23 protein-coding genes and 2 pseudogenes are annotated in these 25,944 nt (G+C 73.1%); 18 read left to right on the top strand and 7 right to left on the bottom strand.

Annotated features, from left to right (window positions below; all coding sequences use genetic code 11):
- Nucleotides 1–107 precede the first annotated feature (107 nt).
- From ABME02_RS07075 to ABME02_RS07085, 3 genes are all read left to right on the top strand, one after another.
- The gene (locus tag ABME02_RS07075) at nucleotides 108–1,250 is read left to right on the top strand and encodes an ABC transporter substrate-binding protein (RefSeq protein ID WP_353814570.1); all 1,143 of its coding nucleotides are present in this window, start codon (nucleotides 108–110) and stop codon (nucleotides 1,248–1,250) included.
- Between the two features lie 73 nt (nucleotides 1,251–1,323).
- Nucleotides 1,324–2,643, top strand: a complete 1,320-nt coding sequence (locus ABME02_RS07080; RefSeq protein WP_353814571.1) for an aspartate aminotransferase family protein — start codon at nucleotides 1,324–1,326, stop codon at nucleotides 2,641–2,643.
- Between the two features lie 89 nt (nucleotides 2,644–2,732).
- Nucleotides 2,733–4,268 carry a CoA-acylating methylmalonate-semialdehyde dehydrogenase gene (locus ABME02_RS07085; protein ID WP_353814572.1) on the top strand — a complete coding sequence of 512 codons (1,536 nt, stop codon included), beginning with the start codon at nucleotides 2,733–2,735 and terminating at the stop codon, nucleotides 4,266–4,268.
- A gap of 36 nt (nucleotides 4,269–4,304) precedes the next feature.
- Here the strand turns inward: ABME02_RS07085 and ABME02_RS07090 are convergent, their stop codons facing one another.
- Complete coding sequence (locus ABME02_RS07090) at nucleotides 4,305–5,072, bottom strand: IclR family transcriptional regulator (RefSeq protein ID WP_353814573.1); 768 nt, start codon at nucleotides 5,070–5,072, stop codon at nucleotides 4,305–4,307.
- 150 nt (nucleotides 5,073–5,222) lie between these two features.
- Between ABME02_RS07090 and ABME02_RS07095 the strand changes: the two genes are divergently transcribed.
- From ABME02_RS07095 to ABME02_RS07110, 4 genes are read left to right on the top strand one after another with little or no spacing between them, the layout of a single operon-like run.
- The gene (locus ABME02_RS07095) at nucleotides 5,223–5,978 is read left to right on the top strand and encodes an MIP/aquaporin family protein (protein WP_353814574.1); all 756 of its coding nucleotides are present in this window, start codon (nucleotides 5,223–5,225) and stop codon (nucleotides 5,976–5,978) included.
- The gene (gene dhaK / locus ABME02_RS07100; protein ID WP_353814575.1) at nucleotides 5,975–6,967 is read left to right on the top strand and encodes a dihydroxyacetone kinase subunit DhaK; all 993 of its coding nucleotides are present in this window, start codon (nucleotides 5,975–5,977) and stop codon (nucleotides 6,965–6,967) included. The genes ABME02_RS07095 and dhaK overlap by 4 nt, the downstream gene beginning before the upstream one ends.
- Before the next feature lie 2 nt (nucleotides 6,968–6,969).
- Nucleotides 6,970–7,629: a dihydroxyacetone kinase subunit DhaL gene (gene dhaL, locus ABME02_RS07105; RefSeq protein ID WP_353814576.1), complete on the top strand. Its 660-nt coding sequence runs from the start codon at nucleotides 6,970–6,972 to the stop codon at nucleotides 7,627–7,629.
- Nucleotides 7,626–8,399 carry an HPr family phosphocarrier protein gene (locus tag ABME02_RS07110; RefSeq protein ID WP_353814577.1) on the top strand — a complete coding sequence of 258 codons (774 nt, stop codon included), beginning with the start codon at nucleotides 7,626–7,628 and terminating at the stop codon, nucleotides 8,397–8,399. Before dhaL ends, ABME02_RS07110 begins: the two co-directional genes overlap by 4 nt.
- A 126-nt stretch (nucleotides 8,400–8,525) precedes the next feature.
- Here ABME02_RS07110 and ABME02_RS07115 read toward each other — a convergent pair whose 3' ends face one another.
- The gene (locus ABME02_RS07115) at nucleotides 8,526–9,308 is read right to left on the bottom strand and encodes an enoyl-CoA hydratase/isomerase family protein (protein ID WP_353814578.1); all 783 of its coding nucleotides are present in this window, start codon (nucleotides 9,306–9,308) and stop codon (nucleotides 8,526–8,528) included.
- A 74-nt stretch (nucleotides 9,309–9,382) separates the two neighbouring features.
- On the bottom strand, nucleotides 9,383–10,336 hold the full coding sequence (locus ABME02_RS07120) for a LysR family transcriptional regulator (RefSeq protein WP_353814579.1): 954 nt from the start codon (nucleotides 10,334–10,336) through the stop codon (nucleotides 9,383–9,385).
- Nucleotides 10,337–10,474: 138 nt separating this feature from the next.
- Here ABME02_RS07120 and ABME02_RS07125 point away from each other — a divergent pair, with 138 nt between their 5' ends.
- The 9 genes from ABME02_RS07125 (at nucleotide 10,475) to ABME02_RS07165 (ending at nucleotide 20,032) form a co-directional block, all read left to right on the top strand.
- Nucleotides 10,475–10,597, top strand: coding sequence for a hypothetical protein (locus tag ABME02_RS07125; protein WP_267873409.1), 123 nt, complete (start codon nucleotides 10,475–10,477; stop codon nucleotides 10,595–10,597).
- Nucleotides 10,598–10,796: 199 nt separating this feature from the next.
- Complete coding sequence (locus tag ABME02_RS07130; RefSeq protein WP_353814581.1) at nucleotides 10,797–12,212, top strand: threonine/serine exporter family protein; 1,416 nt, start codon at nucleotides 10,797–10,799, stop codon at nucleotides 12,210–12,212.
- 114 nt (nucleotides 12,213–12,326) lie between these two features.
- The gene (locus ABME02_RS07135; protein WP_353814582.1) at nucleotides 12,327–13,733 is read left to right on the top strand and encodes a threonine/serine exporter family protein; all 1,407 of its coding nucleotides are present in this window, start codon (nucleotides 12,327–12,329) and stop codon (nucleotides 13,731–13,733) included.
- A 9-nt stretch (nucleotides 13,734–13,742) separates the two neighbouring features.
- On the top strand, nucleotides 13,743–14,312 hold the full coding sequence (gene pyrE, locus ABME02_RS07140; RefSeq protein WP_324613262.1) for an orotate phosphoribosyltransferase: 570 nt from the start codon (nucleotides 13,743–13,745) through the stop codon (nucleotides 14,310–14,312).
- Complete coding sequence (locus ABME02_RS07145) at nucleotides 14,309–17,164, top strand: septum formation family protein (protein WP_353814583.1); 2,856 nt, start codon at nucleotides 14,309–14,311, stop codon at nucleotides 17,162–17,164. Before pyrE ends, ABME02_RS07145 begins: the two co-directional genes overlap by 4 nt.
- Complete coding sequence (locus tag ABME02_RS07150) at nucleotides 17,161–18,099, top strand: ribokinase (protein WP_353814584.1); 939 nt, start codon at nucleotides 17,161–17,163, stop codon at nucleotides 18,097–18,099. Before ABME02_RS07145 ends, ABME02_RS07150 begins: the two co-directional genes overlap by 4 nt.
- Nucleotides 18,096–19,043, top strand: a complete 948-nt coding sequence (locus ABME02_RS07155; RefSeq protein ID WP_353814585.1) for a nucleoside hydrolase — start codon at nucleotides 18,096–18,098, stop codon at nucleotides 19,041–19,043. The genes ABME02_RS07150 and ABME02_RS07155 overlap by 4 nt, the downstream gene beginning before the upstream one ends.
- Nucleotides 19,044–19,053: 10 nt before the next feature.
- The gene (locus tag ABME02_RS07160) at nucleotides 19,054–19,284 is read left to right on the top strand and encodes a hypothetical protein (RefSeq protein WP_353814586.1); all 231 of its coding nucleotides are present in this window, start codon (nucleotides 19,054–19,056) and stop codon (nucleotides 19,282–19,284) included.
- A gap of 40 nt (nucleotides 19,285–19,324) precedes the next feature.
- A complete protein-coding gene (locus ABME02_RS07165; RefSeq protein WP_436408243.1) occupies nucleotides 19,325–20,032 on the top strand; it encodes an NUDIX hydrolase in 708 nt (235 codons plus the stop codon).
- A 4-nt stretch (nucleotides 20,033–20,036) separates the two neighbouring features.
- Here the strand turns inward: ABME02_RS07165 and ABME02_RS07170 are convergent, their stop codons facing one another.
- The 4 genes from ABME02_RS07170 to ABME02_RS07185 all read right to left on the bottom strand — a co-directional run bounded on the left by ABME02_RS07170 (nucleotide 20,037) and on the right by ABME02_RS07185 (nucleotide 23,702).
- A complete protein-coding gene (locus tag ABME02_RS07170; protein ID WP_353814587.1) occupies nucleotides 20,037–20,834 on the bottom strand; it encodes an HAD-IIA family hydrolase in 798 nt (265 codons plus the stop codon).
- 105 nt (nucleotides 20,835–20,939) lie between these two features.
- Nucleotides 20,940–21,350 carry a UBP-type zinc finger domain-containing protein gene (locus ABME02_RS07175; RefSeq protein ID WP_353814588.1) on the bottom strand — a complete coding sequence of 137 codons (411 nt, stop codon included), beginning with the start codon at nucleotides 21,348–21,350 and terminating at the stop codon, nucleotides 20,940–20,942.
- The gene (locus ABME02_RS07180; protein ID WP_353814589.1) at nucleotides 21,347–22,990 is read right to left on the bottom strand and encodes an FAD-dependent oxidoreductase; all 1,644 of its coding nucleotides are present in this window, start codon (nucleotides 22,988–22,990) and stop codon (nucleotides 21,347–21,349) included. Before ABME02_RS07180 ends, ABME02_RS07175 begins: the two co-directional genes overlap by 4 nt.
- A gap of 52 nt (nucleotides 22,991–23,042) precedes the next feature.
- Nucleotides 23,043–23,702, bottom strand: a complete 660-nt coding sequence (locus ABME02_RS07185; protein ID WP_353814590.1) for a metal-dependent transcriptional regulator — start codon at nucleotides 23,700–23,702, stop codon at nucleotides 23,043–23,045.
- 255 nt (nucleotides 23,703–23,957) lie between these two features.
- On the opposite strand from ABME02_RS07185, the pseudogene ABME02_RS18455 reads away from it, so the two are divergent.
- Nucleotides 23,958–24,296, top strand: a pseudogene (locus ABME02_RS18455) (rhamnogalacturonan endolyase family protein); the annotation flags it as partial.
- A 42-nt stretch (nucleotides 24,297–24,338) separates the two neighbouring features.
- Nucleotides 24,339–25,941, top strand: a pseudogene (locus tag ABME02_RS07190) (rhamnogalacturonan lyase family protein); the annotation flags it as partial.
- Between the last annotated feature and the right edge of the window lie 3 nt (nucleotides 25,942–25,944).

Here is a 25,944-nt window from a genome sequence, read left to right on the forward strand (position 1 = left end):
CCCGGGAACCCGCCAACGCCTCGCCGGCCGACGCCGTCCGGCCCCAGCCACCGGCACCGCCGGTCGGATCCCGCACCACGAGCACCACCACCAAGAGAGGAATGCACATGAAGCGCAACCGGATCCTCGCGGGCGCGGCGGCAGCAGCCGCGACCGCGCTCGTGCTCGCCGGCTGCTCCGGCGGGGGCAGCGACTCGGGCGACGGCGGCGACACCGCCGACGGCGAGCTCACGCCCGTGACCCTGCAGCTGCAGTGGCTCACGCAGGCCCAGTTCGGCGGGTACTACCTCGCCGAGGCGAACGGCTACTGGGAGGAGCTCGGCCTCGACGTCGAGATCATCCCGGGCGCGGTCGACATCGTGCCCCAAGACGTGCTGGCCGCCGGCGACGTCGACTTCGCGATCGCGTGGGTGCCGAAGGCGCTCGCCTCCATCGAGGCCGGCGCGGGCATCACCGACATCGCCCAGATCTTCGAGCGCTCGGCAACCCTGCAGGTCGCGTGGGCCGACAGCGGCATCGAGGGGCCGGAGGACCTCTCGGGCAAGCAGATCGGCAGCTGGGGCTTCGGCAACGAGTGGGAGCTCTTCGCGGGCCTCACCGAGGCCGACGCGTCGGACTACACGATCGTGCAGCAGAACTTCGACATGAACGCGCTGCTCAACAAGGAGATCGACGCCGCGCAGGCGATGACCTACAACGAGTACGCGCAGCTGCTCGAGGCGACGAACCCCGAGACGGGCGAGCTCTACCAGCCCGAGGACTTCTCGGTCATCGACTGGAACGAGGTCGGCACGGCCATGCTCCAGGACGCGATCTGGGCCAACACCGAGCGGCTCGAGTCCGACCCGGAGTACGCCGAGACCGCGGTCAAGCTCATCCAGGGCGCGATCCTGGGCTGGATCGACCAGCGCGACGACCCGCAGGCCGCAGCCGACGCGGTCACCGCCGCCGGGTCGACGCTCGGCACGAGCCACCAGCTCTGGATGGCCAACGAGATCAACAAGCTGATCTGGCCGTCGACGAGCGGCATCGGGCACATCAACGAGGACCAGTGGGACGCCACCGTCGAGATGGCCCTCGCCACGAAGAACCAGGACGGCGCGCAGGTCATCACGACCGACCCGCCGGAGGGGTCCTACACCAACGAGTACGTCGACGAGGCCATCGCGAACCTCGAGGCCGACGGCGTCGACCTGACCGGCGACTCGTACGAACCCATCGAGGTCACCCTCAACGAGGGCGGCAACTAGCAGACGGATGCCGCGGGGCCGGCCCCGCACGGCGGGCCCCGCGGCATCCACCCCACGAAAGGCGACGACGCTGATGACCGAGAACCTCACCGCCGACCTCGACGCGCTCGCGCGCGAGCTCGACGCCGCACACGTCTTCCACTCCTGGTCGGCGCAGGGCAGTCCGCCCCAGCTCGTGATCGCGAGCGGCCGCGGCACGACGGTCTGGGACCACTCGGGCCGCGAGTACCTCGACTTCTCGAGCCAGCTCGTCAACGTCAACATCGGCCACCAGCACCCGGCGGTCGTCTCGGCGATCCGCGAGCAGGCCGAGCTCCTGGCCACGATCGGTCCGCCCACCGTGAACCTCGCGCGCGGCGAGGCCGCGAAGCGCATCACCGATCGCGCGCCCGACGGCATGTCGAAGGTGTTCTTCACCAACGGCGGTGCCGACGCGAACGAGAACGCGATCCGGATGGCGCGCCTGCACACCGGTCGCGACAAGGTCCTCTCGACCTACCGCTCGTACCACGGCAACACCGGCGCCGCGATCGTGTCGACGGGCGACTGGCGCCGCATCCCGAACGAGTTCGCACGCGGGCACGTCCACTTCTTCGGGCCGTTCCTCTACCGCTCCGAGTTCTGGGCGACGACGCCCGAGGAGGAGTCGGAGCGAGCCCTGCGGCACCTGCGTCGCGTGATCGAGGCCGAGGGCCCGGCGACGATCGCGGCGGTCCTCCTCGAGACCGTGCCCGGCACCGCCGGCGTGCTCGTGCCGCCTCCCGGCTACCTCGCCGGCGTGCGCGAGCTGTGCGACCGGCACGGCATCCTGCTCATCCTCGACGAGGTCATGTGCGGCTTCGGACGGACCGGCCGGTGGTTCGCGTTCGACGGCTACGACGTGCGCCCCGACCTCATCAGCTTCGCCAAGGGCGTGAACTCGGGCTACGTGCCCGTGGGCGGCGTCGTCATCTCCGACGAGATCGCCGCCGACTTCGACGAGAAGGTCTTCCCCGGCGGGCTCACCTATTCGGGGCATCCGCTCGCGATGGCCTCGATCGTCGGCGCGCTCGACGCGATGGAGTCCGAGGGCATCGTCGACCACGCCCGCCGCGTCGGCGCGGAGTCGATCGCCCCCGCCCTCACCGAGCTCGCCGAGAAGCACGCCGCCATCGGCGAGGTGCGCGGCGAGGGCGTCTTCTGGGCGCTCGACCTCGTCGCCGACCCCGAGACGCGCGAGCCGCTGCCCGCCGCCGAGGTGGGCCGCATCAAGGCTGCGCTCGTCGAGCGCGGGCTGCTCCCGTTCGTCGCCGAGAACCGCATCCACGTCGTGCCGCCCTGCGTGGTCACGGCCGAGGAGGTCGAGCAGGCCACCGCGATCTACGACGAGGTGCTCGGCACCGTCGCCGTGTGAGACGGCTGCCGCGGCATCCGTCCGGGGCGCCGCGGCACCCACCACCCTACGGAACGACCCGGACACCTCGATTCGGAAGGAACGAGACCATGACCGACACCCAGACCGCCCCCAGCGCCGAGGGCACCGCGACCGCCGAGCTGGTGGAGCACTGGATCGACGGCGCGCCCGCGTCGGGCGACTCGGAGCGCACCGGCCCCGTCTACAACCCCGCGCACGGCATCGTGCAGCGGCGCGTGCGCTTCGCGTCGACGGAGGACGTGGATGCCGCCGTCGAGGCTGCGGCCCGCGCGTTCCCCGCCTGGCGCGACGCCTCGATCGCGAAGCGCCAGCAGGTCATGTTCCGCTTCCGCGAGCTGCTCGCGTCGCGGACCGACGAGCTCGCGGCGATCCTCACGAGCGAGCACGGCAAGGTGACCGCCGACGCGCTCGGCGAGATCGCGCGCGGCCTCGAGGTCGTCGAGCTGGCCTGTGCGATGCCCGCCTACACGAAGGGCGAGTACTCCGAGAACGTCTCGACCGGCATCGACGTCTACTCGCTGCGCCAGCCGCTCGGCGTGGTCGGGATCATCAGCCCGTTCAACTTCCCGGCGATGGTGCCGCTGTGGTTCTTCCCGCTCGCGATCGCGACGGGCAACACGGTCGTCCTGAAGCCATCGGAGAAGGACCCGTCGGCCTCGGTCTGGCTCGCGCGGCTCTTCCAGGAGGCCGGGCTGCCCGACGGGGTCTTCAACGTCGTGCACGGCGACAAGGTCGCGGTCGACGCACTGCTCGAGCACCCGACCGTGCGGTCGATCTCGTTCGTCGGCTCGACCCCGATCGCGCAGTACATCTACGCGACGGCGACGGCGAACGGCAAGCGCGTGCAGGCGCTCGGCGGAGCGAAGAACCACATGCTCGTGCTGCCCGACGCCGACCTCGACCTCGCCGCCGACGCCGCCGTGAACGCCGGCTTCGGGTCGGCGGGCGAGCGCTGCATGGCGATCTCCGCGGTCGTCGCGGTCGACTCGATCGCCGACGAGCTCGTCGCGAAGATCAGCGAGCGGATGGGCCGGCTCGTCACCGGCGACGGCACCCGCGGCTGCGACATGGGTCCCCTCATCACGCGCGAGCACCGCGACAAGGTCGCCGGCTACCTCGACGTGGCCGGCGCGGACGGGGCATCCGTCGTCGTGGACGGCCGCGACCCCGAGGTGAACGGCGAACCCGATGGGTTCTGGATGGGGCCGACCCTCATCGACAAGGTGCCGACGTCGTCGGCCGTCTACCGCGACGAGATCTTCGGCCCGGTGCTCTCGGTCGTGCGCGTCGACGGCTACGAGGACGGCCTCGAGCTGATCAACTCCTCGCGCTACGGCAACGGCACCGCGATCTTCACGAACGACGGTGGCGCCGCGCGGCGCTTCCAGCGTGAGGTGACGGTCGGCATGGTCGGCATCAACGTGCCGATCCCCGTGCCCGTGGCCTATCACTCGTTCGGCGGCTGGAAGGACTCGCTGTTCGGCGACGCCAAGGCGTACGGCCCGCGCGGCTTCGACTTCTTCACGCAGGAGAAGGCGATCACGTCGCGCTGGCTCGATCCGAACCACGGCGGGCTGAACCTGGGCTTCCCGCAGCACGACTAGCGGGGCGCCCGCGCGCCCGGCGGTCTGGTCGCCGCGTCACCTCGCCGTCGCGGGCGGGCGCGGCGGCCACGCCGGTGCGCCGAGGTCGCGCGAGATGCTGCGCGCGGCGTCGCGGAGGCCGGCCAGGACGGAGTCGGAGGGCGGCCATTCGCTCGCCGGCATGACGACCGCGACGGCGGCGATCACGTCGCCGTCCTCGGAGCAGATCGGCGCGGCGACGGATGACTCGCCGATGACGGCCTCCTCGTTCTCGAAGCCGAGTGCGTCCCTCCGGACCTGCTCGAGCTGCTCGCGCACACGGTCCGGGTCGGTGACGGTGTCCGCGGTCAGCGCTGCCAGCGGGCGCGAGAGCGCGTCCGCCGCGTGCGCGGCGTCGTACGCGAGCAGCACCTTGCCGAGCGCCGACGCGTGGCTCGGGATCGTCAGGCCGGTCTCCGGCATCTGCTCCGTGCCGTCGGGGCGCCGGTCGTGGTGGATGACGATGACCTCGCCGAAGAGCTCGGCACCCAGCCGGGTCGCGAGGCCGGTGCGGCTGGAGAGTTCGTGCATCCAGCGCATCGCGCGCGCCCGCACGTCGAGCGTGTCGAGGTAGACGCTCGACAGCTTCAGCAGCGCCGGTCCCAGCACGTAGCGGTTCCCGCTCGGCTGCTGCGCCACGAGCCCGTGCGCCTGGAGCGACTTCACGATGCCGTGCACGGTCGACGGCGGCAGGTCGAGCGCAGCGGCGAGCTCCGAGATGCCCATGCGGCGCGAGCCCTGCAGCAGCGCGAGGATCTTCGCCGCACGGTCGATCGACTGGATCACCGCTCCCCCTCCGTCGTCGCCCGCGTCGTGCATCCCATTCTGTCTGGTTCTTGACAGCGAGGGACGAGAGGTCCAACATTCAGTATTACCGAAAGCCATTCGACAATACCGAATCGACTGGCCAACCTCGTTCAAGGGAGAACGCAGATCATGGATGACAACCGGACTTGGCAGCGGCTCGCCGCCGAGTTCCTCGGTACCGCCTTCCTCGTGTTCGTCGGCGTCGGCTCCGTGCCCGCCTTCGCACTGGTGAGGGGCGACGCGCCCTTCGCCCCCGCCGACCTCGGCTTCATCTCGCTCGCCTTCGGCACGATCGTCGTCGCGACGGTGTACGTGTTCGGCTACATCTCGGGCAACCACATCAACCCCGCGGTGACGCTCGCCCTCGCGGTGACCGGCAAGTTCGCCTGGCGCGACGTGCCCGGGTACGTGGTCGCACAGCTCCTCGGTGCGACCGTGGGCGCGTTCGCGATCGTCGGCGCCCTCGGCCCGCAGGCGAGCGAACTCGGACTCGGCGTCGCCTCCTACGGCGACATCCCGGTCTGGCAGGCGTTCACGGCCGAGTTCCTCGGCACGTTCCTGCTGGTCTTCACCGTCTTCGGCGTGATCCACCGCAAGGCGGCCCCCGGATTCGCCGGGCTCGTCATCGGCCTCGTGGTCTTCGCCGCGATCATCCCGGTGGCTCCCGCCACCGGCGCATCCATCAACCCGGCCCGCACCACCGGCCCGATGCTCGTGCAGCAGCTCCTCGGGGGCACCGTGCAGTGGGAGCAGTGGCCGGTCTACGTCATCGCCGAACTCGCGGGCGGCGTCCTCGCCGGCCTCGCGTTCGGCCTGGTCTCCCGCACCCGGGCCGACCGCACCACCCTGACCGAAGCACTCGTCGAAGAGGAGGCACGCGCATGAAGAAGCTCATCGATGCACCGTCGGAGGTGCTCGCCGACGCGCTGAAGGGCGTCGCGGCGGCCCACCCCGAGCTCGCCGTCGACTTCGCAGCCCGGGTCGTCTCCCGGGCGACCCCGAAGCCCGGCAAGGTCGCGCTGATCTCCGGCGGAGGGTCGGGGCACGAACCCTTGCACAGCGGTTTCGTCGGCCCCGGCATGCTCGACGCCGCGTGCGCCGGCGAGGTCTTCACCTCGCCGACGCCGGACCAGATGCTCGCTGCGGCGCAGGCCGTGAGCACCGGCGCCGGAGCGCTCTTCATCGTGAAGAACTACACGGGGGACGTGCTCAACTTCGAGATGGCCGCCGAGCTCGCCGAGGCGGAGGGCATCGCGGTGAAGACCGTGCTCGTCGCCGACGACGTCGCCGTCGAGGACTCGACGTGGACCGCCGGGCGTCGCGGGGTCGGCACGACCGTGCTCGTCGAGAAGATCGCCGGGGCCGCGGCGGAGGAGGGCGCAGACCTCGACGCCGTTCACGCCGTCGCGACTCGCGTCTCCGAGAACGGCCGGTCGATGGGCGTGGCCCTCACCAGCGCGACGCTGCCGTCGGTGGGCAAGCCGAGCTTCGACCTCCCCGAGGACGAGATCGAGATGGGCGTCGGCATCCACGGCGAGCCGGGACGCACCCGCGCCCCGCTGGTCCCCGCGTCGGAGATCGCCGAGACGCTGGTGTCGGCGATCCTGGCCGACCACGACTTCACCGGGGCGCCGGTGATCGCGATGCTCAGCGGACTCGGCGGCACGCCGCTCATCGAGCTGTACCTGATGTACGGCGCCGTCGCCTCCCTGCTGGAGCAGCGCGGCATCACCGTCGCACGAGTGCTCGTCGGCGACTACATCACGAGCCTCGACATGGCCGGGTGCTCGCTCACCCTGCTGCGTGCCGACGACGAGATGCTGCGCCTCTGGGACGCGCCCGTCAGCACCGCGGCGCTCAGGTGGGGGGTGTAGGCGTGACGGGATCCGACGACGGACGGGTGACGGTGGACGACCTCGTGGCGTGGATGCTGCGCTTCGACGAGGAGATCGCCGCCGAGGCCGAGCGGCTGACCGCGCTCGATTCGGCCATCGGGGACGCCGACCACGGCACCAACATCGCGCGCGGCACCGGTGCGGTGCGGAAGCGACTCGCGGACGTGCCGCCGGACGACGCCGGGGCGCTGCTGAAGTCCTCGGGGATGGCGCTCGTGTCGACGGTCGGGGGTGCGAGCGGGTCGCTGTACGGCACGCTGTTCCTCGAGATGGCCAAGTCGGCCGGCCCGGCGCCGGAGCTCGACACCGCCGGGCTCGCCGACGCGTTCCGCGCCGGCGTCGCCGGGGTCGTCGCCCGGGGTCGGGCCGAGCCGGGCGACAAGACGATGGTCGACGCGCTCCAGCCGGCAGCCGAGGCGCTGAGCGCGGCGGCCGACGGCGGCCGCCCGATCGTCGAGTCGCTCCGCGAGGCGGCCGCCGCCGCAGCCGTCGGACGGGACGCGACCATCCCGCTCGTCGCCCGCAAGGGACGGGCGAGCTACCTGGGCGAGCGGAGCGCGGACCACCTCGATCCCGGGGCGACCTCGGCAGCGATCCTCGTGCAGGCCCTCGCCGACGCACGATCGGGGCGCGTCGGATGATCGGGCTCGTCGTCGTCTCGCACAGTCCCGGCCTCGCCGAGGCCGCGGTGGAGCTCGGCATGCAGATGGTGCACGGCGATGCGCCGCCGGTGCGCATCGCCGCGGGGTCCGACGGCCGGTTCGGCACGGATGCGACGGCGGTCGCCGCCGCGATCGACGAGCTCGCCGACGAGGGCGTCCCGGGCGTGCTCATCGTCACCGACCTCGGCTCCGCGGTGCTGAGCGCCGGACTCGCGCTCGAGCTCCGTGAGTCCACGACGGAGGTCGTGGTCGGTGCGGGGCCGTTCGTGGAGGGCATCACCGCCGGACTCGTGCTGGCGGCGACGGGCGCGGCGCTCGACGAGGTCGCTCGCGAGTCCGCCGCGGCGCTGGACGCGAAGCGGGAGCAGGTCGATCCGATTCGCGCGACGGCGGCGGCGGGCGAGCCGGTCGAGCCGGTCGGCCCGGCGGACGTGGCGCCCGTCGAGCCGGCCGATCCCCGGTCGGTGGACGAGGTGGTCGTCAATCCCGAGGGGCTGCACGCCCGGCCCGCGGCGCTCCTCGTCCAGGCCGTGGGCGCGTTCGACGCCGTCGTCGACGTCACGAACCTCACGACGGGGACCGGGCCGGTGCCGGCGAGGAGCATGATCGGGCTGATGTCGCTTGGGGCGAAGCAGGGTCACGCCGTGCGGTTCGACGGCAGCGGACCGGATGCCGCCACGGCGGTCGACGCGCTGCGCCGCCTGCTCGCCGACGGGTTCGGGGAGCTCCCGGCGGCGGCCGCCGGCTGACCGGGCGGCGGCTCCCCGCGATTCGCGCCCGCGTCCAAGTGCGGTTTCTGCGTCGAAGGTCGGTTTCGTACCGCACTCCACCGCAGAAACCGCACTCGGACGTGCAGCCGGAGGGCGTCAGGCGGGTCAGCGCGCGGTGAAGGCGGCGATCGCGCGCCGGGCGTCGGGGGTCTCGATCGCCGCACCGATCGTCGCGGCCTCGTCGTCGAGCGACGCCTGGAACGAGCGGGCCTGCCCGGCGTGCACGAGGCGCTTCGCCTGGCCGAACGCGTGCGTCGCGCCGGCGAGCCATCCGTCGGCGATCTCGCGGGCACGGGCGTCGAGCGCCTCGGGCGCGACGGCCTCGGCCACCAGGCCCCAGTCGAGCGCCTCCTCCGCCGAGAGCGTGCGCGAGGTGAGCGTGAGCTCGAGCGCGCGTCGCACCCCGATCGCCTCGGGCAGGAGCGTCGACACGCCGCAGTCGGGCGTGAGCCCGACGTCGCTGTAGCGGCTCGCGAACGTCGCCCGCTCCGACGCGACGATCACGTCGGCGACCAGCATGAAGCCGAGGCCGCCGCCCGCGACGGGGCCCTGCACCGCCGCGACGATGGGCTTCGTGCTCTCGCGCAGCACCCGGTGCCCGTCGTGGATGCGGTCCGCGAGGCGACGGACCACCTCGGCGGGTCGGTCGCCCTCGGTGCTCGACGCGGCGAGTTCCGACATCGCCACCACGTCGCCCCCCGCGCAGAATGCACGCCCCGCCGCGTCGAAGAGCACGGCGCCGATGTCGTCGCGGCCGGCGATCTCGTGCGCCAGCTCCTGCCATCGCGCGATCGCCTCGGGGTCGACCGCGTTCAACCGGGCCGGGCGGTTCAGCGTCACGTGCGCGAGGCCGTCGCGCACGTCGAACAGGATCACGTCGTCGGGCATGATCGGATGCTACCCCGGCTGCGTTCCGCCCACGGGTGACGGCGGTGCAGCCGACGGCTCCGCCCGTGACACGGTCAGTCGGATGCCTCCGCAGGGGCGATCGCGCCGCGCGAGGGGTGACCGTAGGACTGCTCGAGTCGCGCGGCCCGGTCAACGAGGACCTCGAGCACCGTCCGCACGGCGAGCCGCTCCGCGACGTCCGGCCGCACCAGCGCGAAGATCTGTCTCACCGACGCGACGCCCCGCAGGGGCTTCAACACGATCCCCTCGGGGACCGCGCCCGAGGTGTAGCGCGGCACGAACGCGATGCCGAGGCCGGCCGCGATGAACGCCTCGACGATGCGCATGTCGCTGAAGCGCTGGCCCACCTCGACGCGTCGGCCGCCGGCCTGCTCGATCGCGTGCAGGATGCGCTCGAACGGGAACCCGGGCGGCACGCCGAGCCAGGTCTCCTCGACGAGGTCGGCCGGCGTGACGTGCGCACGCCCCGCGAGCCGATGGTCGGCCGGCAGGCCGATGTCGAGGGGTTCGGTGAGGAGGGGGAACGCGCGCAGGCCGCGACCGCCCCAGGGGAGTTCGCCCGGCATGGTGTGGGCGAGCACGATGTCGTACTCGTTCGTCAGGTCTGGGAACTCGGCGAGCTCGGGGTCGAGGTCGGTCGCCCGCACCACGAGGCCCGCGACCGAGCGGAGGTCGGCGAGCACCTGGGGCAGGAGCGTGGCGCCGACGGTGGGGAACGTCAGCAGCGTGACCTCGCCGCTCGGGTGGTTGCGGAACTGGTCCCACAGCGAGGAGGCGCGTTCCAGCGCGACCGCCACCTCGGTCGCGCTGCGCGCGAGCGCGTGGCCGGCGCTCGTCAGGACGACCCCGCGACCGCTGCGCTCGGTGAGCGGCATGCCGGCCTCGCGCTCGAGCACCTTGAGCTGCTGCGACACCGCCGACGGGGTGCGGCCGGTCGCCTCCGCGACGGCGGTCACGCTACCGCGCTCGGCGAGTTCGCGGAGCAGGTCGAGGCGTCGAACATCCATGTAGTGATGCTACATCATCACTGTAGTTCCGTGAGATTGTGCTGAACGGTTTCGAGGTGCACAATAGTTCATGTCGGACACGTGCAAGGGCGCACCCAGTCGCCCGACATTCCAACGAACTCCTCGAAAGGAACCGCCGTGTTCACCGTCTTCGCCATGCTCGCCGCCGCCTCGATCGCCGGCATCGTCAGCTCCATCGTCGTCACCGCGCGCGACGGATACCGTCGCCAGCCGCGCGAGACCTTCGCGCGCACCGTCTAGGTCGCGCGTCGCGGGGCCGCCAGGCTCCGAGCAGGGCCGCCGTGCGGGGGAGGGACACCCCGCTGGGCGGCCCTTCGCATACCCGGGTGCGGGTTCGACCCCCTCGACATGCACTCCCCGCCGGGACTACCGTGACCGCACCACCGGGGCCCGGACGCCGGCCCGCATGACGCCCCGGCACGACCGGAGGAACGAGCGGATGCCCACCACCCCCACGCCACCGCCTTCAGCAGAGGCCGCCCCATCGACGTCGGAGGACCCGGCACTGCTCAGGGCGTTCCTGCTGGGCATCGCGGAGGGCCTCACCGCCTCCGACGAGACCACGGACCGGATCCGAGCCGAGGTCGTCGAGGTCGCCCACGCGTACGGCCTCCACGACGTCGACGTCGTGGTGCTGCCGACCATCGCCATCGTCCAGACCGGTCGCGCCGAGTCCGCCCGGCTCGCGCTCACCTCGGTCCGAGCGTCGTTCCGCTTCGACCAGATCACGGCGATGTCCCGCCTGATCCGCTCGGCGAAGTCCGCCGGGATCGACCCGGCCGAGGGCATCCGTCGCCTGAACGAGATCGGCGCGATGCCGCCGTCCCGGCACTGGTTCATGCGGACCCTCGGGCACGCGCTCCTCGTCGCGGGCCTCGCGCTGCTGCTCGCCCCGAGTTGGCAGGCGGTGATCGTCGGCTTCGGCCTCGGCGCGATCGTCGGGATCGCCAAGCTGACCCGGTCGCAGACGCTCGCGCTCATCCTCCCGGTCGCCGCGTCGTTCGTGTGCGCGCTCATCGTCTTCCTCCTCGCACCGGTCGTCGCGATCGGCGACCCGCTCCGGCTGCTCATCGCGCCGCTCGCGACCTTCCTGCCCGGAGCCATGCTCACGACCGGCGTCCGCGAACTGGCCGCCGGTCAGATGGTGGCGGGCTCCTCGCGGCTCGGAGCGGGCGTCGTCCAACTGGCGCTGCTCGCCCTCGGCATCCTCGCCGCGGGCACCGTCATCGGCATCGGCGAGGACCAGTACGTGCCCCGAGAGGTCCAGCAGACGCTGCCCTGGTGGGTCGCCGGGATCGGCCTCGTGCTCTACGGGGTCGGCGTCTACCTGCACTATGCGGCGCCCGGCCGCTCATTCGGGTGGGTGCTGCTCGCGCTCGTCGTCGCGTACGCCGCCCAGCAGTTGGGCGCGCTGGTCCTCAGCGCGCCGACCAGCGGGTTCGTCGGTGCGCTCGCCGCCACGCCGCTCGTGCTGTGGATCGAGGACCTCCGGCGGGGCGCGGTCCCGTCGCAGCTCACGTTCACCCCGGCGTTCTGGATCCTCGTACCGGGCGCCGCGAGCCTCGTCGGGGTCACCGAGGGCGCGATCGAGCAGTCGGCCGGCATCGACGACGTCACGAGTGCCTTCGTCGCCGTCATGTCGATCGCGCTCGGCGTCTTCATCGGATCGGCGCTCTACCGCTTCCTCCGGCGCAGTGCGGCCGAGATCGCGGACTTCCACGTGGACCTGCCCGCGATGCTGGGAACGGTGGACCGATCGTTGCGGGCCGGCGTCGGAGACGTCGGCCCGGGGGCGGAGCGCGACCGCGAGCCCGAGGCGAACCCGAAGCCGGAGCGCACCGAACCCGACGCCTGAGGTCGTCCGCCCCCGCCGTCATCCGGCCGGAGCCGGCCGATCGCGCGTCGCACCACTCGGGGGCGCGTGGCCCGTCGTACGGTGTGCGCAGGGCCAGCGACGCGAGGGGGACGGATGTCGGACGTCGACGAGCGCGCCGTCCTGCGCCGGTTCCTGCTCGGCCTCGCCGAGGGGATGAACGCGGCGGGAGAGGCGGTCGACCGGATCGGCGACACCGTGGACGCCGTCGCGCGCGCCTACGGGCAGGACGACACCGATTTCGTCGTGCTGCCCACGGTCATCATCGTCCAGGTCGGCGGCGCCGAGGAGGGTCGCGTCGCGATCCGCTCGGTGCGGGCGACGTTCCGGTTCGACCAGATCGCCGAGCTGTACCGGCTGATCGAAGCGGCTCGGCGTGCGACGGTCGCCCCGGCTGAGGGCATCCGCCGCCTGAACGAGATCGGTGCGATGCGCCCCCGGCACGGATGGCTCATCAGGACGCTCGGGCACGCGATCCTCACCACCGGGCTCGCCCTCCTCCTCGCGCCGACGGTCGAGGGCGCGATCGTCGCGTTCGCGCTGGGCGCCTTCGTCGGGCTCGCCAAGCTCGTCCGGTCGCCGACGCTCCAGCTCGTGTTCCCGGTGTTCGCGGCGTTCGCCTGCGCGCTGTGCGTCTTCCTCCTGGCGGAGGTCATCGAGATCGGCGATCCGATCCGGCTCCTCATCGCCCCGCTCGCCACCTTCCTCCCCGGCGGCGTCCTGACCACGGCGACCATGGAGCTGGCCGCCGGGCAGATGATCGCCGGCGCCGCGCGCCTGGTCTTCGGCGTGGTCCAGCTCGCGCTGCTCTCGTTCGGGATCCTCGCTGCCGGCACGGTCGTCGGCGTCTCGAGCTCGACGTACGTGCCGCTCGAGCCGTCGTCGGGCCTGTCGTGGTGGGTCGCCCCGCTCGGCGTCGTGCTGTTCGCGATCGGGAACTACCTGCACTTCTCCTCGCCCCCGTCGACGTTCGGCTGGGTCCTGCTGGCGATCGCGGTCGCCTACGCGGGCCAGGTCGCGGGCACCGTGCTCGTGGGGGCCACGGTGAGCGGCTTCATCGGCGCGCTGGCGATGACCCCCGTGGTCCTCTGGATCGCGAGCCTGCGGCGCGGCGCCCCGTCGCAGCTCACCTTCCTCCCCGCGTTCTGGATCCTCGTGCCCGGTGCGGCCGGGCTGGTGGGACTGACGGAGGCCGTCGGCACGGCGGCCGGGTTCGAGGACTTCGCGACCGCGCTGACCGCGGTCATGTCGATCGCGCTCGGCGTCCTCATCGGCACGGCGCTGTACCGCGTGGTGCACCACGGCGCCGAGGAGATCGCGCAGTTCCACGTGGACATGCCCGCGGTGCTCCAGGACGAGGATGCGCCGCTGTGGGCGCGCCTCGTGCCGGGCACGCCGCGATCGTTCTGGGGCGGTGGGCGTCGGCGGCGAGGGCGGCCGGTCGAGGCCGTCGGAGCGACGCCCGGAACATCCGCACGTTCCTCTCAGGCGGTGGAGACTTAGAGTATTCGGGTGACTTCCCGGAATCCCCAGTCCGCCGAGGCCCGCCGACAGCTCATCGAGCACATCTCGAACGAGGCGGTGTTCCACGGCGACTTCACGCTGACCAGCGGCAAGAAGGCGTCGTACTACGTCGACCTCCGCAAGGTGAGCCTCGACCACCGCGTGGCTCCGCTCATCGGCCAGGTGATGATCGACCTCATCGCCGAGGTTCCGGATGTCGTCGCCGTCGGCGGCATGACGATGGGCGCCGACCCGATCGCGACCGCCGTGCTGCACCAGGGCGCCGCGCGCGGACTGGCCTACGACGCGTTCGTCGTCCGCAAGGAGCCGAAGGACCACGGTCGCGGAAAGCAGGTCGAGGGGCCGGATGTCGCGGGCAAGCGCGTCATCGTGCTCGAGGACACGTCGACCACCGGCGGTTCGCCGCTCAAGGCCATCGAGGCGCTCCGCGCCGTCGGTGCCGAGATCGCGGCCGTCGCGGTCGTCGTCGACCGCGACACCGGCGCACGCGAGGTCATCGAAGCCGCGGGGGTCCCCTACCTCGCGGCCATCGGCTTGAAGGATCTGGGATTGTCATGACGGAACGCGACGGACGCCACGACGCGAACGGATTCGACGACGACACCGACTGGCTGATGAGCCAGCTCGGCAGCGGTCGTCGACCCGATCTCGAGGGCCGCAACGGCCCGCAGCATCCCGTCGCACCCGCTCCCGAGCCGCCGCGCGCGGAGCCTGCACCGCCGTCGCGGCCCCGTCGTCGCAGCGAGGAGTCGCTGGACTGGTTCTCCGTCGCGGAACCCGCACCGGCCGACGACGCGCCGACCCGTGCGCTGCCCGTCGTGGGCGAGCCCATCGAGCGCACCGCGCCGGCCCCCGCCGACGCGCCAGCTCCGCCCGCCTGGAACCAGCCGTCGTGGAACGCACCGGCGTGGAGCACCGCTCCGCCGGAGCCGCCGCGCATCGCCGAGCCGCCCGTCGACGACCGGCTCACGTCGGTGGAGCCTCCCGTGGGCGGCATCGTGCCGCCCGCGTTCACGCGGCAGCCCGAGCCCCCGCAGGCTCCGCCCGGGCCGGTCACCCCGCCCGCGAACTTCGCACTGACCTGGGGAGAGCGGCCGGAGGGCCAGGCGCTCGACACCGAGGAGGGGCTGCGTGCCGCCTTCCGTCAGCTCGCCGAGCCGTCGAGCACGCCCCCGGTCATCCGGCATCCCGAGCCGGACGTCGACCCCGGGGCGGAGCAGGCCGGGGAGCAGTCGCCGTTCGCCGGATTCTCAGCGCCGCCGGTCGCGCGTCGCTCGTTCACCCCGGTCGCGCCGACCTCGCCCGGGTCGCCCGACGACTTCGCCGACGAGCTCTGGTCCGCGCTGCACGAGGACGAGCAGCCCTCGGAGGTCGGGCAGGACGCCGACCGGCGCGAGCCGGACGCCTGGGGCGCGCAGCCGGACTACGCCGAGCGCGGCGCGTACGCCGAGCAGGGCGCCTACGCCGAGCAACCCGCGTACGACCGCGCAGGAGCCTACGATCGGCCGGCCTACGACCAGGGCGGCTACGAGCAGGGCTGGGCGGATGACACCGGCTACGCCGACCCGGCCGGGCCGGGCGATCCCGTGGGCGCCGGCGCGGTCGACGCCGGAGCGGCCGGATACGCGCAGGACTTCGCCGCGCGCGGGGGCTCCTACGACGGTGTCGGCGGCTCCGGTCGCGGCGACGGGTTCGACCACCAGGGCTACGACCGCGACGGGTACGACCGGGACGGCTACGACCGCGACGGGTACGACCGGCAGGGGTACGCCCGGCCGGCCGACGACGCCCCGACCTACGGTCGGGGCGGCGGGGCCTACGGCTACGACGAGGGCGAGGACCCGCGCGGGGCCTTCGACGGCGCGGCGTTCGCCTCCGACGGGTTCGGCGCCCCGGCGGACGGAGATGCCGACCCCGACGGGTTCGGCCCCGACGCCTACGCCGACACCGGAGCCTACGGCGACGAACCGTTCGGCGCGCACGACGAGGCGGCCGTGCACGAGGACGGATACGACCTGCGCGAGCTGTGGCGTCACGGCGACGCCGGCACGCAGCCGCAGGGCGCGTGGTCCGACGAGCCGTCGGACTGGCGCGAGGACGTCGGGCAGCCGGCCGCCGACCCGGCCGACGACGTGCGGTGGTACGCCGACGACCTCGCCGACCCGCGACGCACCCCCGGGTCCGACCGGCCCTCCCCGGAGGCGGGGTCGGCGGACGACCCGTGGAACGCCGACGATTCGCCCCGGGCGCGCGAGTTCGCGCAGTCGGGGTACCTCTGGAACCTGACCCCGGACCCCGGCGGCCGCGATCCGAAGGTGCCGGTCGAGGACGCGGGCGACGAGGACCCGACGCCGGGTCCCCGGCGCGGGGCGGCCGCGCCGGCTGTCGCCGACGACGACCCCTTCGACTTCGGCGCGCGCGAGGAGCGACCCGCCGACGTCGACCGGGCCTTCGACGACCAGCGCGCGTATGACGACCAGCCGGCGTACGACGAACGTCGAGGCCTCGACGACCCGTGGGCCGCGGACGACCGGACGGCCGAACGGCCCGGGCGACCGGAAGCGGCGGCGAGCGGTGGCGGCGACGACGGCCTCGCGGCGCTGTTCGGCGGTGCGGGCTTCGGGGCGACCGGCCCGATGTCGGTGGTCGACGCGTCCGACCTCGATCGGCCGCAGGCGCGTGAGACGGGCTACGGCCACGGGTCCGCCGCCGATGATCCGTTCGGACGCGACGAGCGAGGCGGATGGGACGACGGCCACCGGAGCGCGCGACCGGTCCAGTCGCGCCCCGGCGACGACGATCGGGGCGGATACCGGGCGGCGTCCGCGACGCGGGCCGACGACGACGCGAACGGCCGTTCGCCGATGAAGATCCTGACCTGGGCGGCCGGCGGGCTCGCGCTCGTCGTGCTCATCGTCGCCGTCGTGGCGTTCGGCACGCGATTCCTCGCGCCGGGCGACGCCGACACGGCTGCGCCCGTGGCGACCGAGGAGCCCGTCGCGGCGCCGACGGCGCCGCAGCCCGCCGGCGTGCACTCGTGGCAGGCGCTGTTCGGCACGGAGTGCCTCGAGCCCTTCGAGTCGGCGTGGGCCGAGGAGTTCACGGTCGTCGACTGCGCGAGCCCGCACACGGCGCAGCTCGCCTACCGCGGCACCTTCGCGGGCGACGAGGCGACCGAGTTCCCCGGCGAGGAGGCCCTGGCCACGCAGTCGCAGGAACTCTGCGCCGCCGAGGGCGTCATCGATCCGACCGCGGCCGGCGAGGTCGGCGAGCTGCAGATGCTGACCGCGTTCCCGGTCACCGCCGAGCAGTGGGACGCCGGCCAGCGCAGCTACTACTGCTTCGTCGAGCAGGTGAGCGGGGAGCCGCTGGCGGTCAGCCTCGCCGGGGCCGGGCCCGCCGCGCAGTGAGCCGGCTGGTCGTCCTCGGGTCGGTGAACGTCGACGCGACGAGCTACGTCGACGCCTTCCCCAGGCCCGGCGAGACGATCCACTCGCGCGACCACCGGGTCGCACTCGGCGGCAAGGGTGCGAACCAGGCGATCGCGGCCCACCTCTGCGCCGCCGACGTCGAGCTCGTCGCCCGACTCGGCGACGACGCCGCGGCCGAGGTCGCGCGCGCGGCGTTCGCCCGGTTCGGGCTCTCGACGGCGTCCGTGGCGACCATCGCCGGCACGCCGACCGGCGTCGCCCAGATCACCGTCGCCGCGTCGGGCGAGAACACGATCGTGGTCACCGCCGGGGCGAACGCCGCGGTCGGTGCCGACGTCGTCGCCGCCGAGCGCGACCGCATCGCCGCCGCGGGCCTCGTGCTCACCCAGGGCGAGCTGCCCGTTCCCGCCATCGAGGCGGTGGCCCGCGCCTGCGACGGGGCCGGCACCCGGTTCGTGCTGAACCTCGCCCCGCCCGTGGACATCGACGCCGCCGTCGTCGCGACGGCGGACCCGCTCGTCGTCAACGTCCACGAGGCGCGCGCGGTCGGCATCGGCGCGGACCTGGCCGACGATGCGCCCGCCGGGGCCTGGCGCGACGCCGCGGCATCCGTCGTCGGCGACCTCGCCTGCTCGGTCGTCGTGACGCTCGGTGCGCGGGGCGCGGTCGCCGCGGACCGTGACGGCGCGTGGGTCGTGCCGGCGCCGAGGGTCGACGCCGTCGACACGACGGGGGCAGGGGATGCTGCCACGGGCGCACTGGCCGCGATGCTGGCCGAAGGGCGTGCCCTGCCGGAGGCCGTGCGCATCGCCGTGGCCGCCGGGGCGATCGCCGTGCAGGCGCGGGGCACGGTGGACTCGTACGCCGCTCGAGCCGACGTGCTCGCGCTCGCGGACCGGATGGAGATCGGATGACCCTCCCCGTGATCGTCGATTGCGACCCGGGCCACGACGACGTGCTCGCGCTCTGGCTCGCCGCGGGGCACCCCTCGCTCGACCTGCTCGCGGTGACCACCGTGGGCGGCAACGTGCCGCTCGAGCACACGAGCCGCAACGCGCGCATCGCGCTGTCGGTCGCGGGCGTGACGGGCGTCCCCGTTGCGGCCGGCGCGCCCGGCCCCCTGGCGCGCGAGCTGTCGACGGCCGAGTGGATCCACGGCGAGAACGGCCTCGGCGGTCCGGAGCTGCCCGACCCGGATGCAGGCCCGTCGCCGGTCCCGCTCGACCCGCGCGGTGCGACCGACCTCATCGCCGACACCCTCGCCGCGGCATCCGAGCCCGTCGCGATCATCGCCACCGGACCGATCACGAACGTGGCCGTGCTGCTCCGCGAACGGCCCGACCTCGCGTCGCGCATCCGCGAGGTCGTGTGGATGGGCGGTTCGACCGAGCGCGGCAACGCCACGCCCTACGCCGAGTTCAACGCCTGGGTCGACCCCGAGGCGCTCGACCTCGTGCTGCGGAGCGGGATCCGGTTCACGATGGTCGGGCTGAACGTCACGCACCGGGCGCTCGTCACGACCGAGGTCCGTGCTCGTCTCGCCGCGATCGGCAATCGCACGTCCCGCTTCGGCGACGAGCTGCTCGAGTTCTTCTGCCGGACGAACGACGACGTGTTCGGGATGCCCGACGGGCCGCTGCACGACCCGGTCGCGGTCGCCGTGCTCGCCGACCCCGGCTCGGTCGAGGTCGTGCGCACCCGGCTCGACGTCGAACTGGTCGGGTCGGAGACGGTCGGTGCGACGAGCGTCGACCTCGACGGCATGCTCGGGCGCGAACCCAACGCCTTCGTCGCCGTCGGCATCGACGTCGAGCGGTTCTGGGCGGGCGTCGAGGCCGCCGTGGCACGGTTGGGCTGAGGGGGCGCGCATGGACTGGACCTTCTGGGTGGCCGGCATCGTCATCGTGGGCCTCGTGGTCGTGACGCAGGTCTTCCTCCACGAGAGCCGGTGGTCGCGCCGGCCGCGTGAGGAGGAGCGGCCGACCGACGCAGACCGTGACGCCGGGTCCGAGTCCGGCGGCTCCGACGCCGACGTCGAGTCCCGTCGGGACGACGGCACCGGAGCCGACGACCGCGAGCCCGGCGAGCCGGGCCGCTAGTCCGGCCACCGACGCATTCGATGCGGGCTACGCTCGTCGGGTGACCCCACGCGACGGCGCGATCCGATCGGCGCGCACGCAGCTGACCGCGCTCGTCGGCGACGACGAGCTGCGCGGCCTCTGGCGGGCCGCCCGTCCGCCGATCGACCCCGAGGCGTCGCGCGCCGCCGCAGTGCTCGTGCTCTTCGGCGTGCTCGACGGCCTGCCGAGCGACCACGAGGCGCAGGCGGCGGCGGTCTCGCGCGACCTCGATGTCCTGCTGCTCGCGCGAGCCGACACGTTGCGCTCCCACGCGGGCCAGATCGCGTTCCCGGGCGGTCGCGTCGAGCCGGGTGACGCCGGCGTCGTCGATGCGGCGCTCCGCGAGGCTCGCGAGGAGACCGGACTCGACCCGAGCGGGGTCGAGGTGCTCGGCGAACTCGATCCGATCCCGCTCGCCTACTCGCGGCACCTGGTGACGCCGGTGCTCGGCTGGTGGGCGCAGCCGAGCCCCGTGCGCGCGGTCGACGTGGCCGAGTCGTCGGCGGTGTTCCGGACGCCCGTCGCCGACCTGCTCGACCCGGGGAACCGGCGGACCACCGTCCTCCGGCGCGATGGCGAGGAGTGGCGCGGGCCAGGATTCCTCGTCACGTCGGGCGGCGCCGACCGCCTGGTCTGGGGCTTCACCGCGATGGTGCTCGACGTGATGTTCGACGCGCTCGCCTGGACGGAGCCGTGGGACCGCGGCCGCGAGATCGACCTGGCCTGAGCGGCTAGAGGTCGGACTCGACGGGCTCGCTCGCGACGAGTTCGGAGACGCCGGAGAGGATCTCGTCGGGGCGAAAGGGGTACTTCTCGATCTCGCGCGTGTCGCTGATGCCCGTGAGCACGAGGACGGTGTGCAGCCCGGCCTCGATGCCCGCCACGATGTCGGTGTCCATGCGGTCGCCGATCATCGCGGTGTGCTCGGAGTGCGCGCCGATCTTGTTCAGCGCCGACCGGAACATCATCGGGTTCGGCTTGCCGACGACGTAGGGTTCGCGGCCCGTGGCCTTCGTGATGAGCGCCGCGATCGCGCCCGTCGCGGGCAGCGGCCCGTCGGCGCTCGGCCCCGTGGCATCCGGGTTCGTGACGATGAAGCGCGCACCCGCCCCGATCAGCCGGATCGCCTTCGTGATCGCGTCGAACGAGTAGTTGCGGGTCTCGCCGACGACCACGAAGTCGGGGTCGGTCTCGGTCATGATGAAGCCGGCCTCGTGCAGCGCGGTGAGGATGCCGGCCTCGCCGATGACGAACGCCGATCCGCCGGGCACCTGCTGCTTGAGGAAGTCGGCGGTCGCGAGCGCGGAGGTCCAGATGCGCTCCTCGGGCACGTTGAGGCCTGAGGCGCGGAGCCGGGCCGACAGGTCGCGGGCGGTGAAGATGGAGTTGTTGGTGAGCACGAGGTAGGGCGTGCCGGAGTCCTCCCACTGCTGCAGCAGTTCGGATGCGCCGGGGAGGGCGTGGTTCTCATGCACCAGCACGCCGTCCATGTCGGTGAGCCAGGCTTCGACCTCTTCACGTTTCGCCATGCGCACAGCCTAGGCCGCGCGCGTCACAGCGCGATGAACGGCGGATGCCGCGCGCGCGACGCGCGGCGGGCGCGATGCCGGGCGACCGCGACGTGCGCCCACGTGTCACGGGTGCAGCAGCTCCTGCCAGTTCTCGGGGACGCTGCCGGCCGGTCCGGGGCACGCCTGCTCCTCCGGGCGCCACCGCGGAGGTGCGAGCGGGATGTGACGCGCCCCGCGCTCCTCGGCGTAGTCCCAGAACCACTCCTCGCCGGGTTCGAACGACGCCGCGACCGTGTGGCCGGTCTCCTCGGCGTGCCGGCGGGCGTGCTGGCCGGGCGACGCGTCGCAGCATCCGATGTGCCCGCACTCGGCGCAGCGGCGCAGGTGCCACCACCAGCCGCCGAGGTCGAGGCACTCCGTGCAGCCGGTGCCCGACGGCGCGGGCGCGAGCACGGGCTGCTCGTCGTTCTCGGGCGACGGGTCGGCCCCCGGCGTCGCGCCCGGCTCCGGCGTGGCCGGCACGGCCGGGCTCATGCGTACACCTCCGCCGCTGCGAGCGCCCGATGGACGGAGGCCACCGCGCTCGAACCCTCGCCGACTGCGGCGGCGACGCGTTTCATCGAGCCGCGACGCACGTCGCCCGCGGCGAACACGCGCGGCACCGAGGTCTCGAAGGGGAGCGGCATCCGCCCTGCCTCGCGCCACGCCTCACCGAGGGCGAGCACGTCGGCGCCGGTGTGGACGAACCCGTCGTCGTCACGCTCGAGGTCGGCGAGCCAGTCGGTCGCGGGCACCGCGCCGATGAAGCAGAACAGCGCCCGGCAGTCGACGGTCTCGTCGACGGCGCCGGTGAGTGTCACTCGCTCGAGCGTGCCGTCGCCGTGCAGCGCTGTGACCTGCGTGCCGGTGTGCACGTCGATGCGCGAGTCCTCGCGGATCCGGTCGACGAGGTAGCTCGACATCCGGTCGGCGAGGTCGCCCGATCGCACGACGAGCCGCACGCGGCATCCGCCCTGGGCCAGCGCCAGCGCGGCCTGCCCGGCCGAGTTCGCGCCGCCGATGACGACCACGTCCGATCCGGACGCCTGGCGGACCTCGAGTGCGGTCGCGGCGTGGTGGATGCCGGCGCCCTCGAACTCGTCCCAGCGCGCGATCGGCAGCCCGCGATAGGCGACGCCGGTCGTGACGATGACCGCGCGGGCGCGCACGATCGCGCCGTCGGCGAGGAGCAGGCGGTGGACGCCGCTCTCGGGGTCGAGCCTCACGACCGGGCACGGCGCAGCGATGCGCACGCCGAACTTGAATGCCTGCAGCGAGGCCTGGGAGGTCAGGGCGTCGCCGCTCACGCCGAACGGGAAGCCGAGGTAGTTCTCGATGCGCGAGGTCGTCGCCGACTGCCCGCCGGGGGCGACGGCGTCGAGCAGCACGGTGCCGAGTCCCTCCGAGGCGCCGTAGATCGCCGCGGCGAGTCCGGCGGGCCCCGCGCCGACGACCGCGAGGTCGAACTCGGTGTCGTCCTCGGCTGCGTACGCGAGACCGAGCATCTCGGCGATCTGGCCGGGCGTCGCGTTCCGGACGATCTCACCCTGCACGATGGCCACCGGGAGGTCGTCGCGCGTGTAGCCGTGGGACCAGATGTCGTGCGAGAGTTCCGGGTCGTCGACGTCGATCCAGGTGTGCACGAGCTCGAGCCGTTCGGCGTAGCGCCGCAGCGCCTGCGACTCGGGGCTCTGCGAGCCGACGAGCTTCAGGGTCCATGCCGCCGGGCCGTGGCGGAGCAGCTCGCGGCGCGCCCAGAGCGTGCGCAGCATGAGGTCGCAGAGCTCGTCGTCGTCGGCCATCATCTTCTGGAGCGCGTCGTGGTCGATCCGGAGCACCCGCCCCGGCACGGTGACCCGTGCGGTGAGGAAGGCGCGCTGCCCGTTGAGCAGGCCCAGCTCGCCCACGAATGTGCGCGGCCCGAGCCTGGCCAGCTGCGTCTCCTCGGTCCACCACAGCGCCTCTCGCACGACCTCGACCTCGCCGGTCTCGACGAGGATCAGGTCGTACCAGCGGTCGCCGGCCTTGAACACGACGTCGCCCGCGGCGACGTCCTGCGGCACGCCGTAGCGCCTGAGTCGCGACCACTGCGCGTCAGTGAGTTCCGGGATGGTCTTCTCGACGGCACCGCCCATCCCCCCATCCTCGCGGACGGAACGCGCTTGCGGGAGGGGGTTCAGCGACTGCTCAGGCCGTGATCCAGATCCCGGCGGCGGCGGAGCGCGGGATCGCATGGTCGGACCCGTCGAGCGCGACGCCGACGGCGGCGGGCGCGGCGGCATCCGTGACCCGCAGTTCGCGGCCCGGGCCGACCCCGGCCGTCTCGAGTTCGCGCAGCACCGCGGGGTCGCGATCGCTGATCCGGATGACGCGGCCCACGTGCCCCGTCGGGGCCTCGTCGAGGCGCACGGCGGGCTCGCTCACGAGCGTGCCGTCGGCGCGGGGGATCGCGTCGCCGTGCGGATCGCGCTCGGGGCGGCCGAGCCGCGCGTCGATCGCCTCGAGCAGCCGGTCGGAGAGCGCGTGCTCGAGCACCTCGGCCTCGTCGTGCACCTCGTCCCACGCGTAGCCCATCTCGCGGACGAGCCAGGTCTCGATCAGCCGGTGGCGGCGCACGACGGAGAGGGCGCGGGCGCAGCCGTCGTCGGTGAGGCGGATGGCGCCGTACGGCACGTGCTGCACGAGCCCCTGCGCGGCCATCTTCTTCACCATCTCGGTGACCGACGACGGCGCGACGCCGAGCGCGGCCGCGAGCCCGGACGGCGTGATCGCCTCGGGCTGCCACTCGGTGTGGCCGTAGATCGTCTTGAGGTAGTCCTCGACGGCGGGGCTGCTGGTCGTCGGCATCGGCCCCAGACTACCGGCGTCCATTCCGGCGGATAGACGATCCGGCGCGCCGTGGATCCCGGGCGTTCGGTGGCGCGTCCGATCGTATATCCGCCGGAATGGACGGGCTCGCGTGCGGGGGCGGGTGGGGGCGGATGGCGCGGGGTTGACCGCTCCCCCGTTCGGGGGGTAGCGTCGCTCGAGCACGGAAAGCGCTATCCCGATCGGGATGGCTCAATCCCACGACGGGCCCTACGCCCAGCAAAGGATTCGACGATGAATCTCGGACACCATCCGTTCCGCGCAGCCCTGGCGGTCGCCGCCGCCGGGTGCCTGATCGCCGGCGTCGCGCAGGCCGCGAACGCCGCACCGCCCGACGCCCGCCCGCCCGCGGGCACCCCGCAGGTCGAGTCGCTCGACCGCGGCCTCGTGGCCGTCTCGACCGATGGGGGCGTGTTCCTCTCGTGGCGCCTGCTCGGCTCCGAGGCCACGGGATCCACCGACACCGGCATGGCCGGCCCCGACTTCGCCGTCTACCGCGACGGCGAGCGGATCGCGACCGTCTCCGACAGCACGAACCTCCTCGACGAGGACGGGTCGGCCACGGCCGAGTACGCCGTCGCACCGATCGTGAACGGCGTCGAGCTCGAGGCGAGCGCCGTGGCATCCGCGTGGGCCGACGGCTACCACGACCTGCCGCTGCAGAAGCCCGCCGACGGCGTGACGCCGGTCGGCGAGGCGTTCACCTACTCGGCCAACGACGCCACGGTCGCCGACGTCGACGGCGACGGCGCCTACGAGTTCCAGGTCAAGTGGGACCCATCGAACTCCAAGGACGTCTCCCAGAAGGGCTACACGGGCACCGTCTACCTCGATACCTACGAGCTCGACGGCACGCTGCTGAACCGGATCGACCTCGGCGTCAACATCCGCGCCGGCGCGCACTACACGCAGTTCATGACCTACGACTTCGACGGCGACGGCCGCGCGGAGACGATGCTGAAGACCGCGCCCGGGACGAAGTCGATCACCTACGACGCCGACGGCTCGGTCGCCGCCGAGGCGTTCGTCACGATGCCGCAGGCGGATGTCGTGGCCGGTTACTCGCACGACGACGACTACCGCATGAGCGCCGATGACTACCGCGCGCGTCGACGGCACCGACCCCGAGTACGGCGGCATCACGACGCAGGGCTTCCACTCGCTGAGCGCGGCCGACGTCGACGGCGACGGGAAGCACGAGATCGTCTACGGCGCCGCCACCATCGACGACGACGGCAGCGTGCTCTACAGCTCGTACGACGTGCTGCCCGAGGGCAGCGCCGCGCCGGGCGAGCTCGCGCGCCTCGGCCACGGAGATGCCATGCACGTGACCGACATCGACCCGAACCGCCCGGGCCTCGAGATCTGGACGGTGCACGAGGGGGGCGCCTGGGCGCCGTACGGCTCGGTCATGCGCGACGCGGCCACCGGCGAGATCCTGTTCGGGGCCTACTCGGGTCGCGACACGGGCCGCGGCATGATCGGCGACGTCCGGGCGGATGTCCCGGGCACGGAGGTGTGGGCGAGCATGCCCGGCGGCACCGACGCGAGCGGCCTGCTCTCGACCGAGGGCGACATCCTGTCGGCGGCGACGCCCGGCACCAACATGTCGATCCGATGGGCGGCCGACCTCACGACGCAGATCGTCAACGGCAGCGGCGACGCGACGCCGAGGATCGACGACTGGACGCGCGGCACGCTGCTCACCGCGGATGGCACGCGCACGAACAACGGCACGAAGGGCACCCCGTCGCTCGTCGCCGACGTGATCGGCGACTGGCGCGAGGAGCTCCTCGTCCGCACCGTCGACTCGAACGCGCTGCGCATCTTCACGAGCACCGAGGTCACCGGGCACAAGCTCACGACCCTGATGCACGACCCGCAATACCGCGCCGAGGTCGCTCGTCAGAACACGACCTACAACCAGCCGTCGTACACGTCGTTCCGGCTGGCGAGCGACATGGACTTCGCGGACGTGCCCGTGCTGACGACCTCGTCGACGCCGGTCGGCCCGACGTTCAAGGACCGCCCCGGCACCGACCACGACGAGGTGCAGATCCCGCACGACCCGGCGTTCGCCTACCACGTCGACGGCGAGCTCGCAGCCAAGGGCAAGGTCGCGGCCGACGGCGAGGTCACGGTCGTCGCCGTGCCCAAGGCCTGGGTCTCGATCGCCGAGGGCGCCGACGCCGAGTGGACGGTCGCCTTCGACGGCTGACCC

The organism is Agromyces zhanjiangensis, assembly GCF_040496055.1.
Lineage (GTDB): Bacteria > Actinomycetota > Actinomycetes > Actinomycetales > Microbacteriaceae > Agromyces > Agromyces zhanjiangensis.